Source organism: Variovorax sp. FW305-3-2-15-B-LB1 (genome assembly GCF_058787635.1).
The window spans coordinates 33,364-53,977 of record NZ_JBYSZY010000042.1; the positions used below are offsets into that span (position 1 = coordinate 33,364).

A 20,614-nucleotide genomic window follows, 5' to 3' on the forward strand; every position below is an offset into this window, starting at 1 on the left:
GCGGCGCGTGTCAGCACGTTCGTCCAGGTCGTGGGGGGGGGGGGGGTCGGTCTCGTCCGCTGCGGGGGACGGGACGTCGGATTCGGGTTCTTCGGGCGCGGCGGCCACTTCGGGTTCGGCGGGCGGCTCGCCGGTTTCTGGCGCGGACACAGGCAACGCCTCATCGACGGGCTCGGCGGCCTCGGCGATCGCCACCACCTCTTCGGCAAACTCCGCCGCATCGGTCGAGACGACTTCTGCCAGCTCAGCCAACTCGGGCGGCGCATCGACCACGGCGAGTTCCGCCTGCACGCCTTCTTCATCTGCCGGCGTTGCGGCCTCAGCAGATTCCGCAACGGCCTCTTCCGCGACATCGCCGTCGATCGGCAGCCCTGGCTGGTCGCCCGCGGCCTGCTGCAGTGCGTCAACCAGCGCCGCCTGCTGCGCAGGCGTTTCCACCAGCGGCAGCTGGTCCAGCGAGGCCAACCCCAGGTCGTCGAGGAACTGGCGGGTGGTCGCGTAGAGCGCGGGCCGGCCAACGGTTTCGCGGTGGCCGATCACCTCGACCCAGCCGCGGTCTTCGAGCTGCTTCAGGATCAGGGAGTTGATCGTGACGCCGCGGATGTCTTCCATGTCGCCGCGCGTGGCCGGCTGCCGGTAGGCAATGATGGCCAGCGTCTCGAGCGCGGCGCGCGTGTAGCGCGGCGGCTTCTCGGGATGCAGGCGATCGAGGGCATCGCGCATCTCGGGCCGGCTCTGGAAACGCCAGCCGCTGCCGACGCTCACCAGCTCCAGGCCGCGTTGCGCCCAGTCTTCCTGCAGTTCGAGCAACAGCACCTTGATCGTGTCCACGCCCAGCTCGTCGTCGAACAGCACGCGCATGTCGCGCACCGGCAGCGGCTGGCTCGAACAGATCAAGGCGGTTTCGAGAATGCGCTTGGCATCCGCCGTATTCATGGTTCGCGTTATCCGGAAAAAGGCGCCTGGCGACGCTTGTTCAGATGGATGGAAGGGGTAGGCGTTGCCGGCACGCGGCGAGTGCAACGCAAGGCCGGCATCGGGTGGCCGGCGCGGCCCTCGGGCCGTCAGGCGCGATTGTAATCCAGCCCCCAGGTCTGCAAAGCCTGCGCCAGATCGGGCGGCGGCGGCGAGCGGAACTCCATCGCCTGCTGCGTGACGGGATGCACGAACGCCAGCCGGAACGCATGCAGCGCCTGCCGCGACAGGCCCGCCGCGGGCGCGCCGCCATACAGCGCGTCGCCGACCAGCGGATGGCCGATCGACGCCATGTGCACGCGGATCTGGTGGGTGCGGCCGGTTTCGAGCGTGCAGCGCACCGCGCAGCCGTCGGTGTGGCTGTCGAGCCGTTCAATCAAGGTGCGCGCGGTCTTGCCCGCGTGGCGCTCCAGGTCGACCACGGCCATGCGCAGGCGGTTGCGCGGATCGCGGCCGATCGGCGCATCGACCTGCCGGGCCGCCGCGCCTTCCCAGGCCTTGTGTCCCATCGCCAGGTACTGGCGCTTCACGTCGCGCGCGGCGATCAGCGCCACCATGGCGTCCATCGCGGCCCGCGTGCGCGCCACCACCATCAGGCCGCTGGTGTCGCGGTCGAGGCGGTGCACGATGCCCGCGCGCGGCAGCAGCACGGCCTTCGGGTCGAGCGCCAGCAGTCCGTTCAGCAGCGTGCCGCTCCAGTGGCCCGGCGCCGGGTGCACCACCAGGCCGGCCGGCTTGTCGATGATCCGCAGGTGCTCGTCTTCGTGGACCGTGACCAGCGCCATCGCCTCGGGCCGGAAGGCCTGGCTCTGGGGCGTGGGCCGCAGTTCGATGCGCCCCGACTGGCCGACGCGCACCGTGGCAGAAACCTTGGTGAGCGTGCGCCCTTGCAGCTCGACGGCGCCGGCCTCAATGAGTTGCTGAAGGTAACTGCGCGAAAACTCGGGCACCAGCGCCGCCAGGGCGCGGTCGAGCCGCTGCCCGTGCTGCGCTTGGTCAATGGCGAAGGGCCGCAGCTCGCTGGGCTCCGCGAGATCGGCGCCCTCTTCAGGTTCAGGCCCTTCCGGGGGATCGGTCAGGGGGTCGGTCGATATAATTGAGGGCAACTGTTTCACGAAAGCCGTATGTGATGTTTCGCGCCAAATTATCGGTCCCTGCCTGGATCGCGCTCAGCGCGGCGGCCCTTCTCGTCGCCGGTTGCGGTTCCACCACCAAGGAAGACAAGACCGCGAACTGGAGCCCCAACCGCATCTACTCGGAAGCCAAGGACGAAGTCGGCTCCGGCGCCTACGACAAGGCAGTGCCGCTGTACGAGAAGCTCGAAGGCCGTGCCGCCGGCACGCCGCTGGCCCAGCAGGCCCAGCTCGAAAAGGCCTACGCCCAGCACAAGGCCGGCGAAAAGGCCAACGCCATCGCCACGCTCGACCGCTTCATGAAGCTGCATCCGGCCAGCCCGGCGTTCGACTACGCGCTCTACCTGAAGGGCGTGATCAACTTCAACGACGACCTGGGCATGTTCGCGTTCCTGACGCGCCAGGACCTGTCCGAGCGCGACCAGAAGGCCGCCAAGGAATCGTTCGAATCCTTCCGTGACCTCGTGACGCGCTTCCCCGAGTCGCGCTACGCGCCCGACGCGCGTCAGCGCATGAACTACATCGTGAACTCGCTCGCGCAGTACGAAGTTCACGTGGCCCGCTATTACTACTCGCGTGGCGCCTACCTGGCGGCCATCAACCGGGCACAGATCGCGCTGTCCGACTACCGCGAAGTGCCGGCGCTCGAAGAAGCCCTGTACATCATGGTGAAGTCGTACGACGCGCTCGGCATGAAGGACCTGCGCGACGATGCACAACGCGTGCTGACCACCAACTATCCGCAGAGCACCTACCTGGCGAACGGCTTCAAGGGCAGCACCGACCCCTGGTGGAAGCTCTGGTAATCCAGCGCCACCCGGTAGATATCAATAGGGTTTCCTGAGCGCATCGATCGCGCTCTCGAAATCCGCTTCGGTTTCCAGCCGGCGCATCGGCGGCAACGCCGCCAGCAGCCGCCGGCCATAGCCCATCGCCACGAGGCGCGTGTCGCAGATCGCGAGCACGCCGCTGTCGGTTTCACGGCGAATGAGGCGCCCCGCCCCCTGCTTCAATGCCACGGCCGCTTCGGGCAGCGAGTAATCGCTGAACGAGCTGCGCCCCTGCGCTTCGAGCCGCTGCGAGCGGGCCTCCACCAGCGGATCGTTGGGCGGCGGGAACGGCAGCTTGTCGATCACCACGAACTGCAGCGCGTCGCCCGGCGCATCGAAGCCTTCCCAGAACGACGCCGACGCCACCAGCACGCAGCCCGCGCGCCCGTTACTCGCGCCTTCGCGAAAGCGGTCCATGAGCACGCGCTTGGGCAGCTCGCCCTGCACCAGCACCTCGGGCCGTGCTTCTGTCTGGAGCAGCTCGAACTGCTGGCGCATCGCATCGCCGATGGTGCGCAGCGCGCGCAGCGTGGTGGTCAGAACCAGCGTGCGCCCGCCGAGTTCGGCGGCGCCGTGGGCGGCCAGCTTGGCCACCTGCTGGCTGTGCGTGGGATCGTTGGGCTTCGGAAAGGCCCGCGGCACGTAGATCGCTGCCTGCGAGGCGTAGTCGAACGGACTTTGCACACGCAGCACTTCGGCATCGCGCAGGCCGCAGGGTTCGGTGAACCAGCGCAGCGTCGGGTCGTCACCCAGCGTGGCGGAGGTGAAGACCCAGGCGCGGCGGCTGTCTTCCTGCGGAGGCGGCGGGACGGCGCCGTGCTCCGGGTCTTCCTCGTCGTCGCCGTAGGGCAAGTCGGACTCCACGGGCTCGTCGGCCAGCTTGAGCACCCGCTTGCGCATCGCATCCGCGATGTCGAGCGGCGACTCGATCAGCCGCAGCTGCGTGCCCACGTCGACCCAGCGCACCGAGTCGAGTTCGCACGGCTGCGCGAAGCGCGCCGTGCGCTTGGCGAGCTGACGCGCGCGCTCGTGCAGGCGCACGAAGTCGGGCGAGATTTCGCTCACCGTGTCCAGCCCGTCGGCGGCCAGCACGAAGGCGTCCTGCAGGTCGTCGAGTGCGCCCTGCCAGGCGTCGGCATTCACGCCCTCGGGGGCCGGGCCGATCCAGCGCAGCTTGGCGCCCGGCCATTGCTTGCCGACCACCAGCCGCAGCTCGCGCGCCGCGCGTTCGACCGCCGCCACCAGCTGCTGCCAGTCGACCAGCCCGCGCGCATGCTGCAGGCCCGCGCCAAGCATGTCGCGCGCGAAGTCGAGCGCCTGCCCGCTGCCGAGCTGCGCGCCCAGGAACTGCACGCCGGTCTCGTTGAGCTGGTGCGCCTCGTCGAACACGACGACGCTCACGGTCGGCAGCAGCTCGGCCATGCCGGTCTCGCGCACCGCGAGGTCGGCAAAGAACAGGTGGTGGTTGATGACCACGATGTCGGCCGCCAGCGCCTCGCGCCGCGCCAGGTTGACGTGGCAGGCCTTGAACTGCGGGCATTGCGCGCCCAGGCAGTTCTCGCGCGTGGAGGTGATCAGCGGAATCAGCGGCGAGCGTTCGTCGAGCCCCGGCAGTTCGGCGAGGTCGCCGGTGCGCGTGGCTTTCGACCACTGCTCGATCTTCGCCAGCGTGCGCAGGCTGCCGCGCTCAGGCAGCGAGGCGTCGTGGCGCGCCATGTCGAGGCGGTGCAGGCACAGGTAGCTGCCCCGCCCTTTCAGCAGCGCCGTGCGTATCGGCAGTGCGAAGGCCTCGACGAGGCGCGGCAGGTCGCGGCCGAACAGCTGGTCCTGCAAGGTCTTGGTGGCGGTCGAGAGCAGCACGCGCTCGCCGCTCAGCAGCGCCGGCACGAGGTACGAGAAGGTCTTGCCCACGCCCGTGCCGGCCTCGACCACGAGCATGCCGCCGTCGGAGATGGTGCGGGCCACGGCCATCGCCATCTCGGTCTGGCCGCCGCGCTCGCGGAACTGCTCGGCGGCCTGCGACAGCACCCCGTCCTGCGCGAACGCATCGCGCACCTGGTTTTCGAGCGGCGACGTCACGCCGGCTCTTTCGGGTCGAGCGCGTTCTCGAGCTGGGCGATCTGGTCGCGCAGGGCGAGGCGACGCTTTTTCAGGCGGCGCATCAGCAGTTCGTCCTGCGGCGTGCCGTCTTCCGAGAGCCGGTCGATGGTGGCGTCGAGGTCGGCATGCGCAATGCGCAGCTCGATCAGCTGACGGGAAAGGGAATGAAGATTGGAGTCCAACGGTGGGGGTGCGCGTGCCGCATGGGGCCGCGCGTGTTCATTCGATAATACGTCCTGACACGAACCCCAGAGAAGACAGAAAGCGCGCCTCTGGCGCCCCAGCGCTCATGACCCAAGGCTTTCGACTCGCCGCCGCCACCGGCCTCCACAAGGGGGATCGCCCCTACCAGCAGGACCAGGTGCTGTTGATGAGCCACCCCCGCACGCCGGGCTGCGTGCTCGGTGTCATCGCCGACGGCATGGGCGGACGCAGCGGCGGGCGCAAGGCGTCCGACCAGGTGCTGATGACCGCGCGCCAGCTCTTCACCCGCTACAGCCCCGAGCGCGACGACCCTGCCGTCGTGCTGCGCCAGCTGCTCGAAGACGCCCACACGGTGATCAAGCTCACGGCGCTGTCGAGCGAGCAGGAGCCGCACAGCACGCTGGCCGCCTTCCTGATGAACCCCAAGGGCGACTGCGCCTGGATCCATGCGGGCGACTCGCGCATCTATCACTTCAACGACGGCGCGCTGGTCAAGCGCACGCGCGACCATTCGTACGTGCAGGCGCTGGTCGATCGCGGCCAGATCAGCGAGGCCGAGGCCAACATCCATCCGCAGGGCAACATCCTGCTGGGTTGCCTGGGCATGACGACCACGCCGCCGCCCGTCGATCCGCACCACATCGCCAAGCTGCAGCCGGGCGACCTGCTGATGGCCTGCAGCGACGGCCTGTGGCACTACTTCTCACCCGAGGAACTGGCCAGCGTGCTGTACGCGCAGCCGCCGCGCGACGCAGTGGAAATCCTGGTGGGAGAAGCGCGGCGCCGTGCGCGCGGCACGGGCGACAACATCTCGATCGCGGTGCTCAAGCTCGACCGGCTGCCCGCGGCGGCCTGAGCGCCCGCCCTCTTTCAAGGATCAGGGCGAGGAAGCCGCCGGTGCCGGTGGCAACGGTGCGCCGCGCGGCTTGGTGCGCTCGGCGTTCTGGCGTTCGCGGTTGGCGCGGTGTTCCGCCGCCCGCTTCTGCTTGTCCTCGAAGCGCGTGGTCGCGGCCGGCGCTTCGGCGCGGCGCTGGGCCGCCTTGGCCTGTTCGTCGGCGTGGGCCTTCTGCTTGTTCTCGAACTGGCGCTGGCGCTCGGCCGCGTCGGCCGCGGTCGCGGCCCGGCTCGCGGCATGGTCGGCGGCGCGCTGCTCTCGCGCCTTCTGGTCTTCCTGCGACTTCTCGCGCTGTTCGCGCGAATCCTGCGGGCGCTGGGTGGCGGCCTTCTGGTCGAGCTTCTGCAGCTCGGCCGCGCCGCTGCGCTGGCGCTGGATGTCGTTGATCGCGGTTTCCTGCCGCTTGATGTGGTCGGTTTCCTTGCGACGGCGGCTGCGGCTTTCGCGCAGGCAGTCTTCGACCGCGAACTTCTTGTAGCAGGCCGCGCGCTCCTTCGTGTAGCGCGACTCGATGACCTCGCGCTCGGCCGCCAGGCGGCTGCGTTCGGCTTCGAGGTCGGCGTTGCCCGCCGCCGCATTGGACTGGGCCCACAGCGGCAGGCTGGCCAAGGCCAGGAACAGGGCAAGAGCGGTTTTTTTCATGTGAGTCGGGTGTCGACGATGCGGCGTTCCAGGGCGAGGAATTCGCTCGACTGCATTTCGGTGAGCCGGGACACCGTGCGCGGAAACTCGTGCGCCAGCGGCCCCTCGGTGTACAACGCCTCGGGCGGAACCTCGGCCGACATGATGAGCTTGCAGCGCCGGTCGTACAAGACGTCGACCAGCCAGGTGAAACGGCGTGCTTCCGAGGCCATGCGCACCGGCATGTGCGGCACGTCGGACAGCAGCACGGTGTGGAACTGGCTCGCGATCTCGAGGTAGTCGTTCTGCGAGCGCGGGCCGCCGCACAGCGTCTTGAAGTCGAACCACACCACGCCGCCGGCCTTGCGCAGTGCGCGGATCTCGCGCTGCTCGATGTGCAGGATCGGGTTCTCGTCGGCCGTCTCGGCCAGCTTGTCGAAGGCGTAGCGCATTTCCTTCTCGGCCGCCGCATCGTTCGGCGTGAGGTACATGCGCAGCTGCTCCAGCGTGCGGCGCCGGTAGTCGGTGCCGTTGTCCACGCTCAGCACCTCGAGCTTCTGGTTGAGCAGTGCAATGGCGGGCAGGATGCGGTCGCGGTGCAGGCCGCCGGGGTACAGGTCGTCGGGCTTGAAGTTCGAGGTGGTGACAAAGCCCACGCCGTTGTCGAACAGCGCCACGAGCAGCCGGTGCAGGATCATCGCGTCAGTGATGTCCGCGACGTGGAACTCGTCGAAGCAGATCAGCTTGTAGCGCTTGGAGATGCGCAGTCCCAGCTCGTCGAGCGGGTTCACGGTGCCCTGCAGGTCGCGCAGCTCGCGGTGCACTTCGCGCATGAACTCGTGGAAGTGCAGGCGCGTCTTGCGCCGCAGCGGCACGGCGTTGAAGAACAGGTCCATCAGGAAGCTCTTGCCGCGCCCCACGCCGCCGTACATGTAGACGCCGCGCGGCAGCTCCGGCCGGTTGATGAGCTTCTTCAGCGCATTGGAGCGCCGGGCCTTGTACTCGCCCCACTCGGTGGCGCAGCGGTCGAGCGCCTCGACGGCCGCCAGTTGTGCGGGATCGCTCTTGAACCCGCGTGCCGCGAGTTCCGCTTCGTAAGCCTGTTTGACGCTCAAGGGATCGGATCGCTTCAAAAATGGAGAGCCCCGACCGCCCCGCGAGGGTCGATCGGGGCCGGGTTCGCTCAAGAACCGGAGATCAGAAGTTGAGCGTGCGCTTGTCCACGGCCAGGGCCGCTTCCTTGGTGGCTTCCGACAGCGACGGGTGCGCATGGCAGATGCGCGCGATGTCTTCGGCACTGGCCTTGAACTCCATCGCCACGACGGCTTCGGAGATCAGCTCGCTGGCCTGCGGGCCCACGATGTGCACGCCCAGGATCTCGTCCGTGGCGGCGTCGGCCAGGAACTTGACCATGCCGGTCGTGTCGCCCAGCGCACGTGCGCGGCCGTTCGCCAGGAACGGGAAGGTGCCGGCCTTGTAGGCGCGGCCCGCGGCCTTGAGCTGCTGCTCGGTCTGGCCGACCCATGCGATCTCGGGGCTGGTGTAGATCACCCACGGCACGGTGTTGAAGTTCACGTGGCCATGCTGGCCCGCGATGCGCTCCGCCACCGCCACGCCTTCTTCCTCGGCCTTGTGCGCCAGCATCGGGCCGCGCACCACGTCGCCGATGGCCCACACGTTGGGCAGGCTGGTCTTGCAGTCGTCGTCCACGGCGATGGCGCCGCGCTCGTCCAGCTTCAGGCCCACGGCTTCGGCGTTCAGGCCGATGGTGTTGGGCACGCGGCCGATCGAGACGATCAGCTTGTCGACTTCCAGCGTCTGGGCTTCGCCCTTGGCGTTGGTCCAGGCGACGCTCACGCCCTTCTTGGACGACTTGATCTCGCCGACCTTGACGCCGAGTTCGATCTTGAGCTTCTGCTTGTCGAAGGCCTTCTTGGCTTCCTTGGCGATCTGCTCGTCCACAGCGCCCAGGAAGGTCGGCAGTGCTTCGAGCACCGTGACCTCGGCACCGAGGCGGCGCCACACCGAGCCCATTTCGAGGCCGATGACGCCCGAGCCGATCAGGCCCAGCTTCTTGGGCACCGCACCGATGCGCAGCGCGCCGTCGTTCGAGAGGATGTTTTCCTCGTCGAACGGCGTGCCCGGCAGCGCGCGGGCGTTGGAGCCCGTGGCGACGATGATGTGCTTGCCGCTGATCGATTCTTCAGCGGCGCCCGCCACCTTGATCTCGTAGCCGGCTTCGTCCGCCTTCACGAACGAACCGCGGCCGTGGAAGAAGCTGATCTTGTTCTTCTTGAACAGGTACAGGATGCCGTCGTTGTTCTGCTTCACGACCTGGTCCTTGCGGGCCAGCATCTTGTCGATGTCCAGGCCGAGACCTTCGACCTTGATGCCGTGGTCCGCGAAGTGGTGACCGGCCTGCTCGAAGTGCTCCGACGATTGCAGCAGCGCCTTCGAGGGGATGCAGCCGACGTTGGTGCAGGTGCCGCCCGGTGCGGGGCCGCCCTTGCCGTTCTTCCACTCGTCGATGCAGGCCACGTTAAAGCCGAGCTGCGCAGCGCGGATCGCCGCGATGTAGCCGCCAGGACCGCCGCCGATGACGACGACGTCGAATTGCTTGTTTGCCATCTGGTTCTTGCTCCCCGGATCAGATGTCGAACAGCAGGCGCGACGGATCTTCCAGCGCTTCCTTCATGGCGACCAGGCCCAGCACGGCTTCGCGGCCGTCGATGATGCGGTGGTCGTAGCTCATGGCGAGGTAGTTCATCGGGCGAACGACGATCTGGCCGTTTTCGACCACGGCGCGGTCCTTGGTGGCGTGCACGCCCAGGATGGCCGACTGGGGCGGGTTGATGATCGGGGTCGAGAGCATCGAGCCGAAGGTGCCGCCGTTGGAGATGGAGAACGTGCCGCCGGTCATTTCTTCAATGCCCAGCTTGCCGTCCTGTGCCTTCTTGCCGTACTCGGCGATCTTCTTCTCGATGTCGGCGAAGCTCATCTGGTCTGCATTGCGCAGGATGGGCACCACCAGGCCGCGCGGCGAACCGACGGCGATGCCGATGTCGAAGTAGCCGTGGTACAGGATGTCGTTGCCGTCGACCGAGGCGTTGAGCACCGGGTACTTCTTCAGGGCGTGCACGGCGGCCTTCACGAAGAAGCTCATGAAGCCGAGCTTCACGCCGTGTTCCTTGGTGAACGCGTCCTGGAACTTCTTGCGCAGGTCCATGACCGGGGCCATGTTCACTTCGTTGAAGGTGGTCAGGATGGCGTTGGTCGATTGCGACTGGATCAGGCGCTCGGCGATGCGCGCGCGCAGGCGGCTCATCGGCACGCGCTGTTCCGGGCGCTCGCCCAGGTCAGGCGCGGCAGGCGCAGCCACCTGTTGCAGCGCGGGCTTGGCAGCCGGTGCGGCGATGGTGGCGGCAGGCTTGGCGCCGGCAGCCACGGCGCCGAGCACGTCGCCCTTGGTCACGCGGCCATCCTTGCCCGTGCCAGCCACGTCGCTGGTCTTCAGGTTGTTGTCGGCCAGCAGCTTGGCGGCGGCGGGCATGGCCACGTCGGCCTTCGAACCGCCGGTGGCGGCGGCTGCCGCTGCGGGAGCAGCAGCGGCCGGTGCGGCGGCGGGGGCTGCAGCAGCAGCGGGTGCGGCGGCGGCCTTGCCGTCGGTGTCGATCTTGGCGATCAGCTGCTCGGCCACCACGGTGGCGCCGTCGGGCTGAACGATCTCGACCAGCACGCCAGCCGAGGGTGCGGGCACTTCGAGCACGACCTTGTCGGTTTCGATCTCGATCAGGATTTCATCGACGGCGACGGCTTCGCCGGCTTTCTTCTTCCACGTGAGCATGGTGGCCTCGGCCACGGATTCGGAAAGCTGGGGGACTTTGACTTCTACGATAGACATTTGGAGTGAGCTCCGTTTTGTTCTTGAGGGTGTTCGTGTGAAAAGGGACGGTTCTTACTTGGTCAGCACGAAGCCCTTGAGCTTGCCAAATGCGCCATCGACCAGCGCCTTCTGCTGTTCCTGGTGCAGGTGCGAGTAGCCGACGGCAGGCGATGCCGAAGCGGCACGGCCGGAGTAGCCGAGCTTCTGGCCTTCCTGCATGTTTTCGTGGATGTAGTGCTGCACGAAGAACCAGGCGCCCTGGTTCTGCGGCTCGTCCTGGCACCACACGATGTCCACGAGGTTGGGGTACTTCTTGACCTCGGCGGCGAACGCCTTGTGCGGGAACGGATAGAGCTGCTCGACGCGGATGATCGCCACGTCGTCGCTGCCCTGCTCTTCGCGCTTCTTGGCCAGGTCGTAGTAGACCTTGCCCGAGCAGGCGATCAGGCGCTTGACCTTCTCGGCCTTCAGACCCTTGCTGTCGGGAATGACGGTCTGGAAGCTGCCCTTGGTGAACTCGGACAGCGGCGAGGTCGCGTCCTTGTTGCGCAGCAGCGACTTGGGCGTGAGGATGATCAGCGGCTTGCGCAGGTTGCGCACCATCTGGCGACGCAAGATGTGGAAGATCTGGCTGGCCGTGGTGGGCTGCACCACCTGCATGTTGGTGTCGGCGCTCAGCTGCATGAAGCGCTCCAGGCGTGCCGAGCTGTGCTCGGGGCCCTGGCCTTCGTAGCCGTGCGGCAGCATCATCGTGATGCCGTTGACGCGGCCCCACTTCACTTCGCCCGAGGCGATGAACTGGTCGATCACCACTTGCGCGCCGTTCACGAAGTCGCCGAACTGGGCTTCCCAGATGACGAGCGTGTTGGGGTCGTTCGAGGCGTAGCCGTATTCGAAGGCCAGCACGGCTTCTTCGGACAGGATCGAGTCGATGACGACGAACGGGGCCTGGTTCTCGGCCACGTTCTGCAGCGGCGTGTAGGTGCCGGTGTCGAACTTCTCGCGGTTCTGGTCGTGCAGCACCGCGTGGCGGTGCGTGAACGTGCCGCGGCCCGAGTCTTCACCCGACAGGCGCACCGGGTAGCCGCTGGCCACCAGCGAGGCGAAGGCCATGTGCTCGCCCATGCCCCAGTCGACGTTGACGTCGCCACGGCCCATGGCTGCGCGGTCGTCCAGCACCTTCTTCACGAGCGGGTGCACGGTGAAGTTCTCGGGTGCCTTGGTGATGCGCTCGGCCAGGCGCTTCCACTCGGCGGAGGGAATGGCGGTGTCGCCGGCGTCGGTCCACTTCTTGTTGAGGTACGGGCTCCAGTCGACGGCGTACTTGCTCTTGAAGTTGGTGAGCACGGGGTCGACGGTGTTCTTGCCTTCGTCGAAGGCGGCGCGCTGCGCCTTGACCATGTCGTCGCCGAGCGTGTCGCCCAGGCCTTGCGCGGCCAGCTTGTCGGCGTACAGCTTGCGCGTGCCAGGGTGGGCCGCGATCTTCTTGTACATCAGCGGCTGGGTGAGCGAAGGCGTGTCCTGCTCGTTGTGGCCCAGCTTGCGGAAACAGATGATGTCGACGACCACGTCCTTCTGGAATTCCATGCGGAAATCAAGAGCGAACTGGGTGGCGAGCACCACGGCTTCGGGGTCGTCGCCGTTCACGTGCAGCACCGGCGCTTCGATCATCTTGACGATGTCCGAGCAGTACAGCGTCGAGCGGCTGTCGCGCGGGTCGCTGGTGGTGAAGCCGATCTGGTTGTTGATGACGATGTGCACCGTGCCGCCGGTGGAATAACCACGGGTTTCGGCCAGTGCCAGCGTTTCCATCACGACGCCCTGGCCTGCGAAGGCGGCATCGCCGTGCACGATCACGGGCAGCACCTGCTTGCCCAGCGGGTCGCCGCGGCGGTCCATGCGGGCACGCACCGAGCCTTCGACCACGGGGTTCACGATTTCCAGGTGCGAGGGGTTGAACGCCAGGCTCAGGTGGACCGGGCCGCCGGGGGTGGTCACGTCCGAGCTGAAGCCCTGGTGGTACTTGACGTCGCCGCTGGGCAGGTCTTCGGGGGCGGTGTGGTCGAACTCGGCGAACAGGTCGGCGGGCATCTTGCCCAGCGAGTTCACCAGCACGTTCAGGCGGCCGCGGTGGGCCATGCCGATCACGATTTCCTGCACGCCCTTGACGCCGGCCTGGTTGATCAGCTCGTCCATCGCGACGATGAAGCTTTCGCCGCCTTCGAGCGAGAAGCGCTTCTGGCCGACGTACTTGGTGTGCAGGAAGCGCTCGAGGCCTTCGGCGGCCGTCAGGCGGTTCAGCACGTGCTTCTTCTGCTCGGCGCTGAGCTTGGGGTTCGTGCGGGCGCTTTCGAGCTTCTGCTGCCACCAGCGCTTGTGGTTCTGGTCGGTGGTGTACATGTACTCGGCACCCATCGTGCCGCAGTACGTTTCACGCAGGGCATTGAGCAGGTCGCGCAGCGACATGGTCTCCTTGCCGAAGAAGGTGTTGCTGGTGTTGAACACCGTCTCGAGGTCGGCGTCGGCAAAACCGTAGAACGAGGGCTCGAGTTCCGGAATGGCGGGACGCTCGGCGCGCTTGAGCGGGTCGAGGTCGGCCCAGCGGGCGCCGACGTTGCGGTAGGCGGCGATCAGCTGCTGGACTGCCGTGCGCTTGCGGCCGAGTTCGGAGTCGGCGCCGCTGGCCTGCACGACACGGGTCGTGCCCTGCTTGGCCAGTTCGGCAAAGGCGTTGATGACCGGCAGGTGGGGGACGTCGCGGGCGCTGGTGCCGTCGGCGGCGGGAACGTTCTGCAGGGCGTCGAAATACGTGCGCCAGTTGTCGGGAACGCTGCCGGGGTTGGCGAGGTAGTTTTCGTACATCTCCTCGACATAGGGCGCATTGCCGCCGAAGAGGTAGGTGTTGCCTTGATAGGCGGTGTACGCCGTGGGCGTAGAGGAATCGCTCATGATCCGCTGACCTTCGCTTCCCTGGAGGAAGCACGAGTTGGTTAAGAAACCTTCCGCGACACGGCTGGACCGATTGGCGGATGCGACTGTGGCTGGGGAAGGGCCTGAGTACCTTGGCATTGTGCCACGTCAACCATATGACGACAGAACGCGGCTGCGCAAGGCCCGCAACCCTACCCCGATTCGCGCCCGCGGTCAGGTGGCGGACAGTAACTGTTTGATCTGCTGCAGCGTGGCCGGATCGTCGATGGTGGTCAGGTCGCCCGGGTCGCGCTGCTCGCAGACGGCCTGGATCGCCCGGCGCAGCAGCTTGCCGCTGCGGGTCTTGGGCAGGCCGCTCACGAAGCGCACGCGCGCGGGCCGCGCCAGAGCGCCGAGCTGGTCGGCCACGACCTTCATGATCTCGCCCTCGAGCTTGAGCGCCGCATCGGCGTCGGTCACGGCCAGGCCGTCCTTCGGCACGACGAAGGCCATCGCCACCTGCCCCTTGAGCGTGTCGGCCACGCCGACCACGGCCACTTCGGCCACGTTGGCATGGCCCGAGATGCTCTCCTCGATCTCGCGCGTGCCCAGGCGGTGGCCGGCGACGTTGATCACGTCGTCGGTGCGGCCCAGGATGTAGAAGTAACCGTCGGCATCGCGGATGCCCCAGTCGAAGGTCGAATAGACCATCTTGCCCGGCACGCTCTTCCAATAGGTGTTGACGAAGCGGGCGTCGTCCTTCCACACGGTCTGCATGAAGCCGGGCGGCGTCGGGCCCTCGACCACGACCACGCCCTTCTCGTTCGCGCCGGTGAGCTCCTCGCCGGTCGACTCGTGCAGGATCTTGATGCGGTAGCCGTACATCGGCACGCCGGGGCTGCCGAACTTGCTGGGCTTGGCCTCCACGCCGTTGGCGATGGTGATCATCGGCCAGCCCGACTCGGTCTGCCAGTAGTTGTCGATGATCGGCACGCCCAGGCCGTCGCTGATCCAGCGCGCGGTCGGTTCGTCCAGCGGTTCGCCGGCCAGGAACAGCGCGCGCAAGGTCGACAGGTCGTACTTCTTGAGCAGCGCGGGGTCCTGCTTCTTGAGCACGCGCACCGCGGTGGGCGCGCTGAACATCACCGTCACCTTGTACTTCTCGACCAGGCGCCACCAGATGCCGCCGTCAGGCTGCTGGTCGAGGCCCTGCGTGGGCAGACCCTCGTACATGATGGTGGCCATGCCCGCGATCAGCGGGCCGTAGACGATGTAGCTGTGGCCCACGACCCAGCCGATGTCGCTGGTCGAGAAGTAGGTTTCGCCGGGGCGGCCGTCGAAGATGTGCTTCATGCTCGCGGCCAGCGCCACGGCGTAGCCGCCCACGTCGCGCTGCACGCCCTTGGGCTTGCCGGTGGTGCCGCTGGTATAGATGGTGTAGCTGATCTCGGTCGATTCGAGCCAGGTGCAGGGCACCTGCGCATCCAGGTGCCTGTGCCTCAGTTCGCCCGCCAGATGGTCGCGACCGGCCACCAGCGTCATCGGCGCCAGGCCGCGGTCGGTCAGCAGCACGGCCTCGGGCTTGTGCTTCGACAGGCGGATGGCTTCGTCGAGCAGCGGCTTGTACGCGATGACCTTGCCACCGCGCGAACCGGCGTCGGCACTCACGACCACCTTGGGCTCGGCGTCCTCGATGCGCGTGGCCAGCGAGCCGCTGGCGAAACCGCCGAACACCACGCAATGAATGGCGCCGATGCGCGCGCAGGCCAGCATCGCGAAGGCGGCCTCGGGAATCATCGGCATGTAGATGAGCACGCGATCGCCCTTGCCCACGCCCAGTTCGACGAGGCTGGCGGCGGTGCGCTGCACCTCGGCATGCAGCTCGGCGAAGCTGTAGCTTTTCTCGGTGCCGGTCTCGGTCGACACGAAGATCAGCGCCGACTGGTCGCCCCGATCGGCCAGGTGCCGGTCGACGGCGTTGTGGCACAGGTTGGTGGTGCCGCCGACGAACCAGCGCGCGAACGGCGGCTGGCTGGCGTCGAGGATCTGCTGCGCGGGCGTGTGCCAGTCGATCAGCTTCGCCTGCTCGGCCCAGAAGGCCTCGGGCGCGTCGACGGACTGGCGGTAGAACTCTTCATAGCGGCTCATCGGGATCTGTCTCCTGTTTTATGGATGCCGTTCCGGACTCGCGCCGAAACTGAATTCATAATTATGGGGACCGATCTTGCGGGAAGCTGACAGCCGCGGCAATCCGGGCGCCCCCCTTGCCGGGCCGCCCTTCGACAGCAATTCAGTAGATCAGCGGATCAGCGCCTGCAGGTCGCGGAACGCCGGATGCTCGGCGGTGCGCAGCCACTCGAAGCCGACCATCTCGGTGGTCACGAGCTCCGCGCCCGCGCCGGCCAGGCGGTCGAAGGCCGCGTCGCGGTTGCGCTCGGTGCGCGAACTGCAGGCGTCGGTGACGACCCACACGTCGAACTCGTCCTCGAGCAGGTCGAGCGCGGTCTGCAGCAGGCAGACATGGGCTTCGCAACCGGCGATGACGATGGTGTTGCGCTCTTCGGCCGCGGCTGGGGGCTTCTGCAGGTGCTTGGGCAGGCTGCGGGCGTTGCCCTGCGGTGCCGCCTTGGCGGGCGGACGCAGCCATTCGCCGAGCCCCTCTTCCACGCCGCTGAAATGCATCTTGGCCAGCGTCTTGCGGCAGAAGGCGCGGATCTCGGGCAGGTTCTCGCCCAGCTTGGACGGGTTCTGCTCGGTGCCCCAGACCGGCACGTCGACCCATTGCGCCATCTGGCCCAGGCGCGCCGCGTTGCGCGCCGCCGCTTCGCCTTCGAAGATCGCCGGCATCAGCCGCGCCTGGTAATCGACCAGGACGAGTTGGGATTGCGTGGCGTCGAGCAGCATGGACTTCTTCTTTCAGGTATCGGTTGAACTGGGCTGAACCGTACCACTGAAAAGCGCGGGTTTCACCGCGTCTTCCGCTGTTGCGACAGGGGTCGATCGCTGTGCCAGTTGCGCGAGGTAGGTCTTGAACAGCGCATCGGCCGACTGCCTGAACATGCGGATGCGCCCCGTGTGCTGCATCAGCAGCAGGCCGACGCCGTGCGCGAACAGCGCCGTGTTCTCCTGCTGCGCGAGGTCGGCATCGAGGCCCAACGCCAGCAGCGCCTCCTCGCAGGGGCGCAGGGCATCGTAGAGGCGGTCGTTCAATTCGTGATCGAGCGCGTGCGTCAGTCCCCGGGGACGCATGCCGTGCACCAGATAGAAGCCGAGGTCGAGGTCGCGCGGGTTCGCCGCGTAGAAGTTGAACCAGGCCTGGGCCTTGGCGGCCAGGGTCTGGTCGGGCCGGACCTCGGACACCGCCACCTCGGCCACCGCGGCCTGCAGGCGCAGCAGCGACTCGTCGAGCAAGGCCGCGTAGATCGCCTCCTTGCTCTCGAAGTACGAATAGATGGCGCCCGGCGTGTACCCGGCTTTCTTGGCGATCTCACGGATGCTCGCGCCCTCGATGCCGGCTTCCGCGAACACCGTTCGGGCGGCGTCGAGCACCAGGGCGCGGCGCGCGTCGGTGAGGGTCTGGCGGCGTTGGAGCTTGGCGTGCATGGGCGGGACTATAGCCCTCGATCTGGTCGCCGATCATTTTTTCTAACATTGATCTAAAAATTGAACAGTGTTTAAATCTTCGTGCCAAACGGTCCAAAAACCCCCACGAGCCCCTGGAGACAACACGCATGAATGCCCCGCCTTCCGACGCCCTCCTCATGTCCGGCGCCGACTACCGTGAATCGCTGCGCCGCTACACGCCCAGCGTGTTCGTCGACGGCCGCCGCGTCGCCAGCGTGGCCGACGAGCCGGCCTTCCAGCCCGGCATCAATGCCATCGCCCTCACCTACGACCACGCACTGAAGTCCGAGTACGCGCCGCTCATGACCGCCGTGCAGCACACCAGCGGCAAGCGGGTGAACCGCCTTTCGCACATCAACACGAGCTCGGGCGACCTGCTCAACAAGCTCGAGGCCGTGCGGCTCGTGTGCCAGGAAACCGGCTGCGCCCAGCGCTACCTGACGCACGACGCGCTCAACGCCATCGCGCAGGTGTCGGCGCGCATCGACGACGCGCGCGGCAGCACCGAGCACACCGCGCGCTTCCACAATTACCTGCACCGCATCCAGGACCAGGACCTGACCCTGGGCGTCGCCATGACCGACGCCAAGGGCGACCGCAGCCGCCGGCCGCACGAGCAGGCGAACGTCGACAGCTACCTGCACGTGGTCCAGCGCAACGCGCGCGGCATCGTCATCTCGGGCACCAAAGCCATCGTGACCGGCGCGCCGTACGTGCACGAGTTGCTGGTCATGCCCTGCCGCAACATGGGCAAGGAAGACGCCGACTTCGCCGTCTGCTGCGCCGTGCCGCTCGATGCGCCCGGGCTCACCATCGTCGCGCGGCCGGCCGGGCGGCCCGGCGAGAAGCTGGAGCACGGTGATGCGCTCTTCAGCCGCAAGTACGGCCAGAGCACCGGCGTGTGCATGTTCGACCGGGTGTTCGTGCCTTGGGAGCGCGTGTTCTACGCCGGCGAATGGGAGCACTCGGGCCACCTCACCTACAGCTACGCCACGCACCACCGCCACAGCTGCATCGCGGCCCGCGCCGGCTTCGGCGACCTGCTGATCGGCGCCGGTGCGCTGATGTGCGAGGCCAACGGCTTCGACCCCGGCAAGGAGAGCCACCTGCGCGAGCAGATGGTCGAGCTCATCACCATCACCGAGAGCTTCTTTGCCTGCGGTGTGGCGGCCAGCGTCTACGGCAAGGCCGACGACCACTGCGAGGTCTTCATGCCCGACCCGGTGTTCAGCAACATCGGCAAGCTGCTGCTCGCCACTAAGATCTACGACATGCACCGCATCGCGCACTACGTGAGCGGCGGCCTGATCGTCACCCTGCCCGGCCCGGACGAGGACCACAACCCCGAGACCGCGGCGCGGCTGTCCGACGTGCTGCGCGCCAACCCCGCCATTCCCTACGAACAGCGCATCGAGACGGCGCGCTTCATCGAAGACCTCACGGCCGGCTACCAGGGCGGCTGGTACAGCGTGATCAGCCTGCACGGCGGCGGTTCGCCGGCGGCGATGAAGCAGGAGATCTGGCGCAACTACCCGGTCGGCTCGAAGGTCGAGTTGGTGGAGCGGCTGCTCGAGCGCGGCATCGCGGCCGACGGCACGCCGGCCGCCGCGCCGCACGACCCGCGCCGCGCCATCACGAAGAACCGCCAGCCCGGCAAGTGCTGCGACACCGGCTGCACCGTGCCGGGACAACCCGTGATGGTCGACCTGCCGATCCCGACCCTCGCTCGCCCAGGCGCCTAGACTCCGGCGGATGCAGACCCTGTCGCTCCTGCGCCGCCGCCTCGCCCTGCTCCTCGGCGCCGCCTCGCTGCTGCTGCTCGCCGGTTGCGGCGGGTTGCGCGCGGCCGAGGCGCCGCTGGCCACCACGCTGGAAAAGAGCAGTTGCACCCGCAGCGCCGACACGCTGATCGTGCTGCTGCCCGGCGCGTACTCCGCGCCCGAGGAGTTCGTGCGCGAAGGCTTCATCGACGCGCTGAACGAGAACCGGCTCGCGGTCGACACCCTGCGCGTCGACGCCCACATGGGCTACTACCGCAACAAGACCGTCCTCGACCGGCTGGATCGGGACGTGATCGCACCGACGCGCCGCCAGGGCTACAAGGCGATCTGGATCGCAGGCATCTCGGTCGGCGGTTTCGGCGGACTGCTGTATGCCCAGACGCACCCTGGCGATCTCGCCGGTCTGGTCGTGCTGGCGCCCTACCTGGGCGAACGCGTGCTGAGCCAGGACATCGCCAATGCCGGCGGCGTGGCGCGCTGGCGCGGCCCCCTCGACGCACCGCCGGGCAGCGACCCGCGCACGCCCAGCGACACGCAGCTGTGGCAATGGCTGCGCGGCTACGTCGGCCACACCCGCACCTTCGGCGACCGGCCGCCGCTGTACCTGGGCTACGCGCTCGACGACCGCTTTGCCTTCAGCCACCGGCTGCTGGCCGGGGCGTTGCCGGCGGAACGCGTGGCCACGACCGACGGCGGGCACGACTGGCCCGAGTGGCGGCGGCTCTGGCGCCGCCTGCTGCCGACGCTGCCGCTGCCGGGCTGCCCCGGCTGAGGCGCCCTTCAGTTCGGCCGCAGGCGAAGCAGCTTGCCGTCGGACTCGTCGGTGAGCACGTAGAGCAGGCCGTCCGGCCCCTGCTTCACGTCGCGGATGCGGGCGCGGCCATCGGCCAGCAGCTTGTGCTCGGCGACCACCTTGTCGTCCTTCAGTTCGATGCGGTCGAGATAGCCGAACTTCAGCGAGCCCACGAACAGGTTGCCCTTCCACGCGGCGCCGTAGCGGTCGCTAGTCAGGAAGGCCATGCCCGAGGGCGCGATCGACGGCACCCAGTAGTGCAGCGGCTGTTCCATGCCGTCCTTGCGGGTGATGCCCTCGCCGATCTTGCCGCCGCCGTAGTTCTCGCCATAGGTGATCACCGGCCAGCCGTGGTTGACGCCGGCGCGCGGGATATTGATCTCGTCGCCGCCCTGCGGGCCGTGCTCCGTCATCCAGAAGCGGCCGTCGGGCGCGAGCATCGCGCCCTGGCTGTTGCGATGGCCGTAGCTCCAGATCTCGGGCAGCGCGCCCGGCTTGCCGACGAAGGGATTGTCTTTCGGCACGCTGCCGTCCTTGGCGACGCGCACCACCTTGCCGTGGTGGTTGTCGAGCGTCTGCGCGTCGTCCTTGCGGCTGAAGCGGTCGCCGAGCGTGAGAAAGAGAGTCCCATCGCGGGCCTCGACGATGCGGCAGCCGAAGTGCGCGCGGCTCGCGACCTTGGGCTTCTGGCTGAAGATGACCTTCAGCGCTTCCAGCTTCGTGCCGTCGGCCGACAGGCGCGCGCGTGCGAGCGCGGTGCTGTTGGCCGATCCGCCGGCCGCCTCGGGTTCCGAATAACAGAAGTACAGGGTGCGGTTCTGCGCGAAGCCGCTGTCGGCCAGCACGTCGAGCAGCCCGCCCTGCC

At 67.7% G+C, this 20,614-nt stretch carries 17 protein-coding genes; 4 read left to right on the forward strand and 13 right to left on the reverse strand.

The window, feature by feature from the left end; translation table 11 throughout:
- On the reverse strand, nucleotides 1–936 hold a 936-nt coding region (gene scpB, locus AC3WQR_RS22740; RefSeq protein ID WP_492743827.1), incomplete at its 3' end, for an SMC-Scp complex subunit ScpB.
- Nucleotides 937–1,064: 128 nt separating this feature from the next.
- Complete coding sequence (locus AC3WQR_RS22745; RefSeq protein WP_492743829.1) at nucleotides 1,065–2,090, reverse strand: RluA family pseudouridine synthase; 1,026 nt, start codon at nucleotides 2,088–2,090, stop codon at nucleotides 1,065–1,067.
- A 14-nt stretch (nucleotides 2,091–2,104) separates the two neighbouring features.
- On the opposite strand from AC3WQR_RS22745, the gene AC3WQR_RS22750 reads away from it, so the two are divergent.
- The gene (locus AC3WQR_RS22750; protein ID WP_070061014.1) at nucleotides 2,105–2,914 is read left to right on the forward strand and encodes an outer membrane protein assembly factor BamD; all 810 of its coding nucleotides are present in this window, start codon (nucleotides 2,105–2,107) and stop codon (nucleotides 2,912–2,914) included.
- Between the two features lie 21 nt (nucleotides 2,915–2,935).
- Here the strand turns inward: AC3WQR_RS22750 and yoaA are convergent, their stop codons facing one another.
- Together yoaA and AC3WQR_RS22760 are read right to left on the reverse strand one after the other, a co-directional pair.
- Nucleotides 2,936–5,017, reverse strand: coding sequence for a DNA repair helicase YoaA (gene yoaA / locus AC3WQR_RS22755; protein WP_492743831.1), 2,082 nt, complete (start codon nucleotides 5,015–5,017; stop codon nucleotides 2,936–2,938).
- Nucleotides 5,014–5,220, reverse strand: coding sequence for an HP1242/YdcH family protein (locus tag AC3WQR_RS22760; RefSeq protein ID WP_062481953.1), 207 nt, complete (start codon nucleotides 5,218–5,220; stop codon nucleotides 5,014–5,016). Before AC3WQR_RS22760 ends, yoaA begins: the two co-directional genes overlap by 4 nt.
- 107 nt (nucleotides 5,221–5,327) lie before the next feature.
- Between AC3WQR_RS22760 and AC3WQR_RS22765 the strand changes: the two genes are divergently transcribed.
- Entirely contained in the window at nucleotides 5,328–6,098 is a 771-nt protein-coding gene (locus AC3WQR_RS22765) for a PP2C family protein-serine/threonine phosphatase (RefSeq protein ID WP_095745659.1), read from the forward strand.
- A gap of 21 nt (nucleotides 6,099–6,119) precedes the next feature.
- On the opposite strand, the gene AC3WQR_RS22770 is transcribed toward AC3WQR_RS22765, so the two are convergent.
- The 8 genes from AC3WQR_RS22770 to AC3WQR_RS22805 all read right to left on the reverse strand — a co-directional run bounded on the left by AC3WQR_RS22770 (nucleotide 6,120) and on the right by AC3WQR_RS22805 (nucleotide 17,154).
- Nucleotides 6,120–6,779, reverse strand: a complete 660-nt coding sequence (locus AC3WQR_RS22770) for a hypothetical protein (RefSeq protein ID WP_492743833.1) — start codon at nucleotides 6,777–6,779, stop codon at nucleotides 6,120–6,122.
- The gene (zapE, locus tag AC3WQR_RS22775) at nucleotides 6,776–7,873 is read right to left on the reverse strand and encodes a cell division protein ZapE (RefSeq protein WP_492743835.1); all 1,098 of its coding nucleotides are present in this window, start codon (nucleotides 7,871–7,873) and stop codon (nucleotides 6,776–6,778) included. The genes AC3WQR_RS22770 and zapE overlap by 4 nt, the downstream gene beginning before the upstream one ends.
- A gap of 82 nt (nucleotides 7,874–7,955) precedes the next feature.
- Nucleotides 7,956–9,386 carry a dihydrolipoyl dehydrogenase gene (gene lpdA / locus AC3WQR_RS22780; protein WP_070061018.1) on the reverse strand — a complete coding sequence of 477 codons (1,431 nt, stop codon included), beginning with the start codon at nucleotides 9,384–9,386 and terminating at the stop codon, nucleotides 7,956–7,958.
- A 19-nt stretch (nucleotides 9,387–9,405) separates the two neighbouring features.
- Entirely contained in the window at nucleotides 9,406–10,659 is a 1,254-nt protein-coding gene (odhB, locus tag AC3WQR_RS22785) for a 2-oxoglutarate dehydrogenase complex dihydrolipoyllysine-residue succinyltransferase (RefSeq protein WP_492743837.1), read from the reverse strand.
- Between the two features lie 54 nt (nucleotides 10,660–10,713).
- Nucleotides 10,714–13,590 carry a 2-oxoglutarate dehydrogenase E1 component gene (locus tag AC3WQR_RS22790; RefSeq protein WP_062480820.1) on the reverse strand — a complete coding sequence of 959 codons (2,877 nt, stop codon included), beginning with the start codon at nucleotides 13,588–13,590 and terminating at the stop codon, nucleotides 10,714–10,716.
- Nucleotides 13,591–13,785: 195 nt separating this feature from the next.
- On the reverse strand, nucleotides 13,786–15,699 hold the full coding sequence (locus tag AC3WQR_RS22795) for a propionate--CoA ligase (protein ID WP_492743839.1): 1,914 nt from the start codon (nucleotides 15,697–15,699) through the stop codon (nucleotides 13,786–13,788).
- 150 nt (nucleotides 15,700–15,849) lie between these two features.
- On the reverse strand, nucleotides 15,850–16,455 hold the full coding sequence (locus AC3WQR_RS22800; RefSeq protein ID WP_062480816.1) for an isochorismatase family protein: 606 nt from the start codon (nucleotides 16,453–16,455) through the stop codon (nucleotides 15,850–15,852).
- A 12-nt stretch (nucleotides 16,456–16,467) separates the two neighbouring features.
- Nucleotides 16,468–17,154, reverse strand: a complete 687-nt coding sequence (locus AC3WQR_RS22805; RefSeq protein ID WP_492743841.1) for a TetR/AcrR family transcriptional regulator — start codon at nucleotides 17,152–17,154, stop codon at nucleotides 16,468–16,470.
- Between the two features lie 128 nt (nucleotides 17,155–17,282).
- On the opposite strand from AC3WQR_RS22805, the gene AC3WQR_RS22810 reads away from it, so the two are divergent.
- Nucleotides 17,283–18,917, forward strand: a complete 1,635-nt coding sequence (locus AC3WQR_RS22810; RefSeq protein WP_492743843.1) for a 4-hydroxyphenylacetate 3-hydroxylase family protein — start codon at nucleotides 17,283–17,285, stop codon at nucleotides 18,915–18,917.
- A 10-nt stretch (nucleotides 18,918–18,927) separates the two neighbouring features.
- Nucleotides 18,928–19,728: an alpha/beta hydrolase gene (locus AC3WQR_RS22815; protein ID WP_492743845.1), complete on the forward strand. Its 801-nt coding sequence runs from the start codon at nucleotides 18,928–18,930 to the stop codon at nucleotides 19,726–19,728.
- An 8-nt stretch (nucleotides 19,729–19,736) separates the two neighbouring features.
- Here AC3WQR_RS22815 and AC3WQR_RS22820 read toward each other — a convergent pair.
- A partial coding sequence (locus AC3WQR_RS22820) for a PQQ-dependent sugar dehydrogenase (RefSeq protein WP_492743847.1) occupies nucleotides 19,737–20,614 on the reverse strand: 878 nt, incomplete at its 5' end.

What these genes read in the sequence shown, in the direction of transcription:
- AC3WQR_RS22815 (WP_492743845.1), top strand. Translation starts at nt 18,928, where the DNA reads ATGCAGACCCTGTCGCTCCTGCGCCGCCGCCTCGCCCTGCTCCTCGGC.
- odhB (WP_492743837.1), bottom strand. Translation starts at nt 10,659, where the DNA reads ATGTCTATCGTAGAAGTCAAAGTCCCCCAGCTTTCCGAATCCGTGGCC.
- AC3WQR_RS22790 (WP_062480820.1), bottom strand. Translation starts at nt 13,590, where the DNA reads ATGAGCGATTCCTCTACGCCCACGGCGTACACCGCCTATCAAGGCAAC.
- AC3WQR_RS22750 (WP_070061014.1), top strand. Translation starts at nt 2,105, where the DNA reads ATGTTTCGCGCCAAATTATCGGTCCCTGCCTGGATCGCGCTCAGCGCG.
- AC3WQR_RS22805 (WP_492743841.1), bottom strand. Translation starts at nt 17,154, where the DNA reads ATGCACGCCAAGCTCCAACGCCGCCAGACCCTCACCGACGCGCGCCGC.
- AC3WQR_RS22795 (WP_492743839.1), bottom strand. Translation starts at nt 15,699, where the DNA reads ATGAGCCGCTATGAAGAGTTCTACCGCCAGTCCGTCGACGCGCCCGAG.
- AC3WQR_RS22800 (WP_062480816.1), bottom strand. Translation starts at nt 16,455, where the DNA reads ATGCTGCTCGACGCCACGCAATCCCAACTCGTCCTGGTCGATTACCAG.
- AC3WQR_RS22770 (WP_492743833.1), bottom strand. Translation starts at nt 6,779, where the DNA reads ATGAAAAAAACCGCTCTTGCCCTGTTCCTGGCCTTGGCCAGCCTGCCG.
- lpdA (WP_070061018.1), bottom strand. Translation starts at nt 9,386, where the DNA reads ATGGCAAACAAGCAATTCGACGTCGTCGTCATCGGCGGCGGTCCTGGC.
- AC3WQR_RS22765 (WP_095745659.1), top strand. Translation starts at nt 5,328, where the DNA reads ATGACCCAAGGCTTTCGACTCGCCGCCGCCACCGGCCTCCACAAGGGG.
- AC3WQR_RS22810 (WP_492743843.1), top strand. Translation starts at nt 17,283, where the DNA reads ATGAATGCCCCGCCTTCCGACGCCCTCCTCATGTCCGGCGCCGACTAC.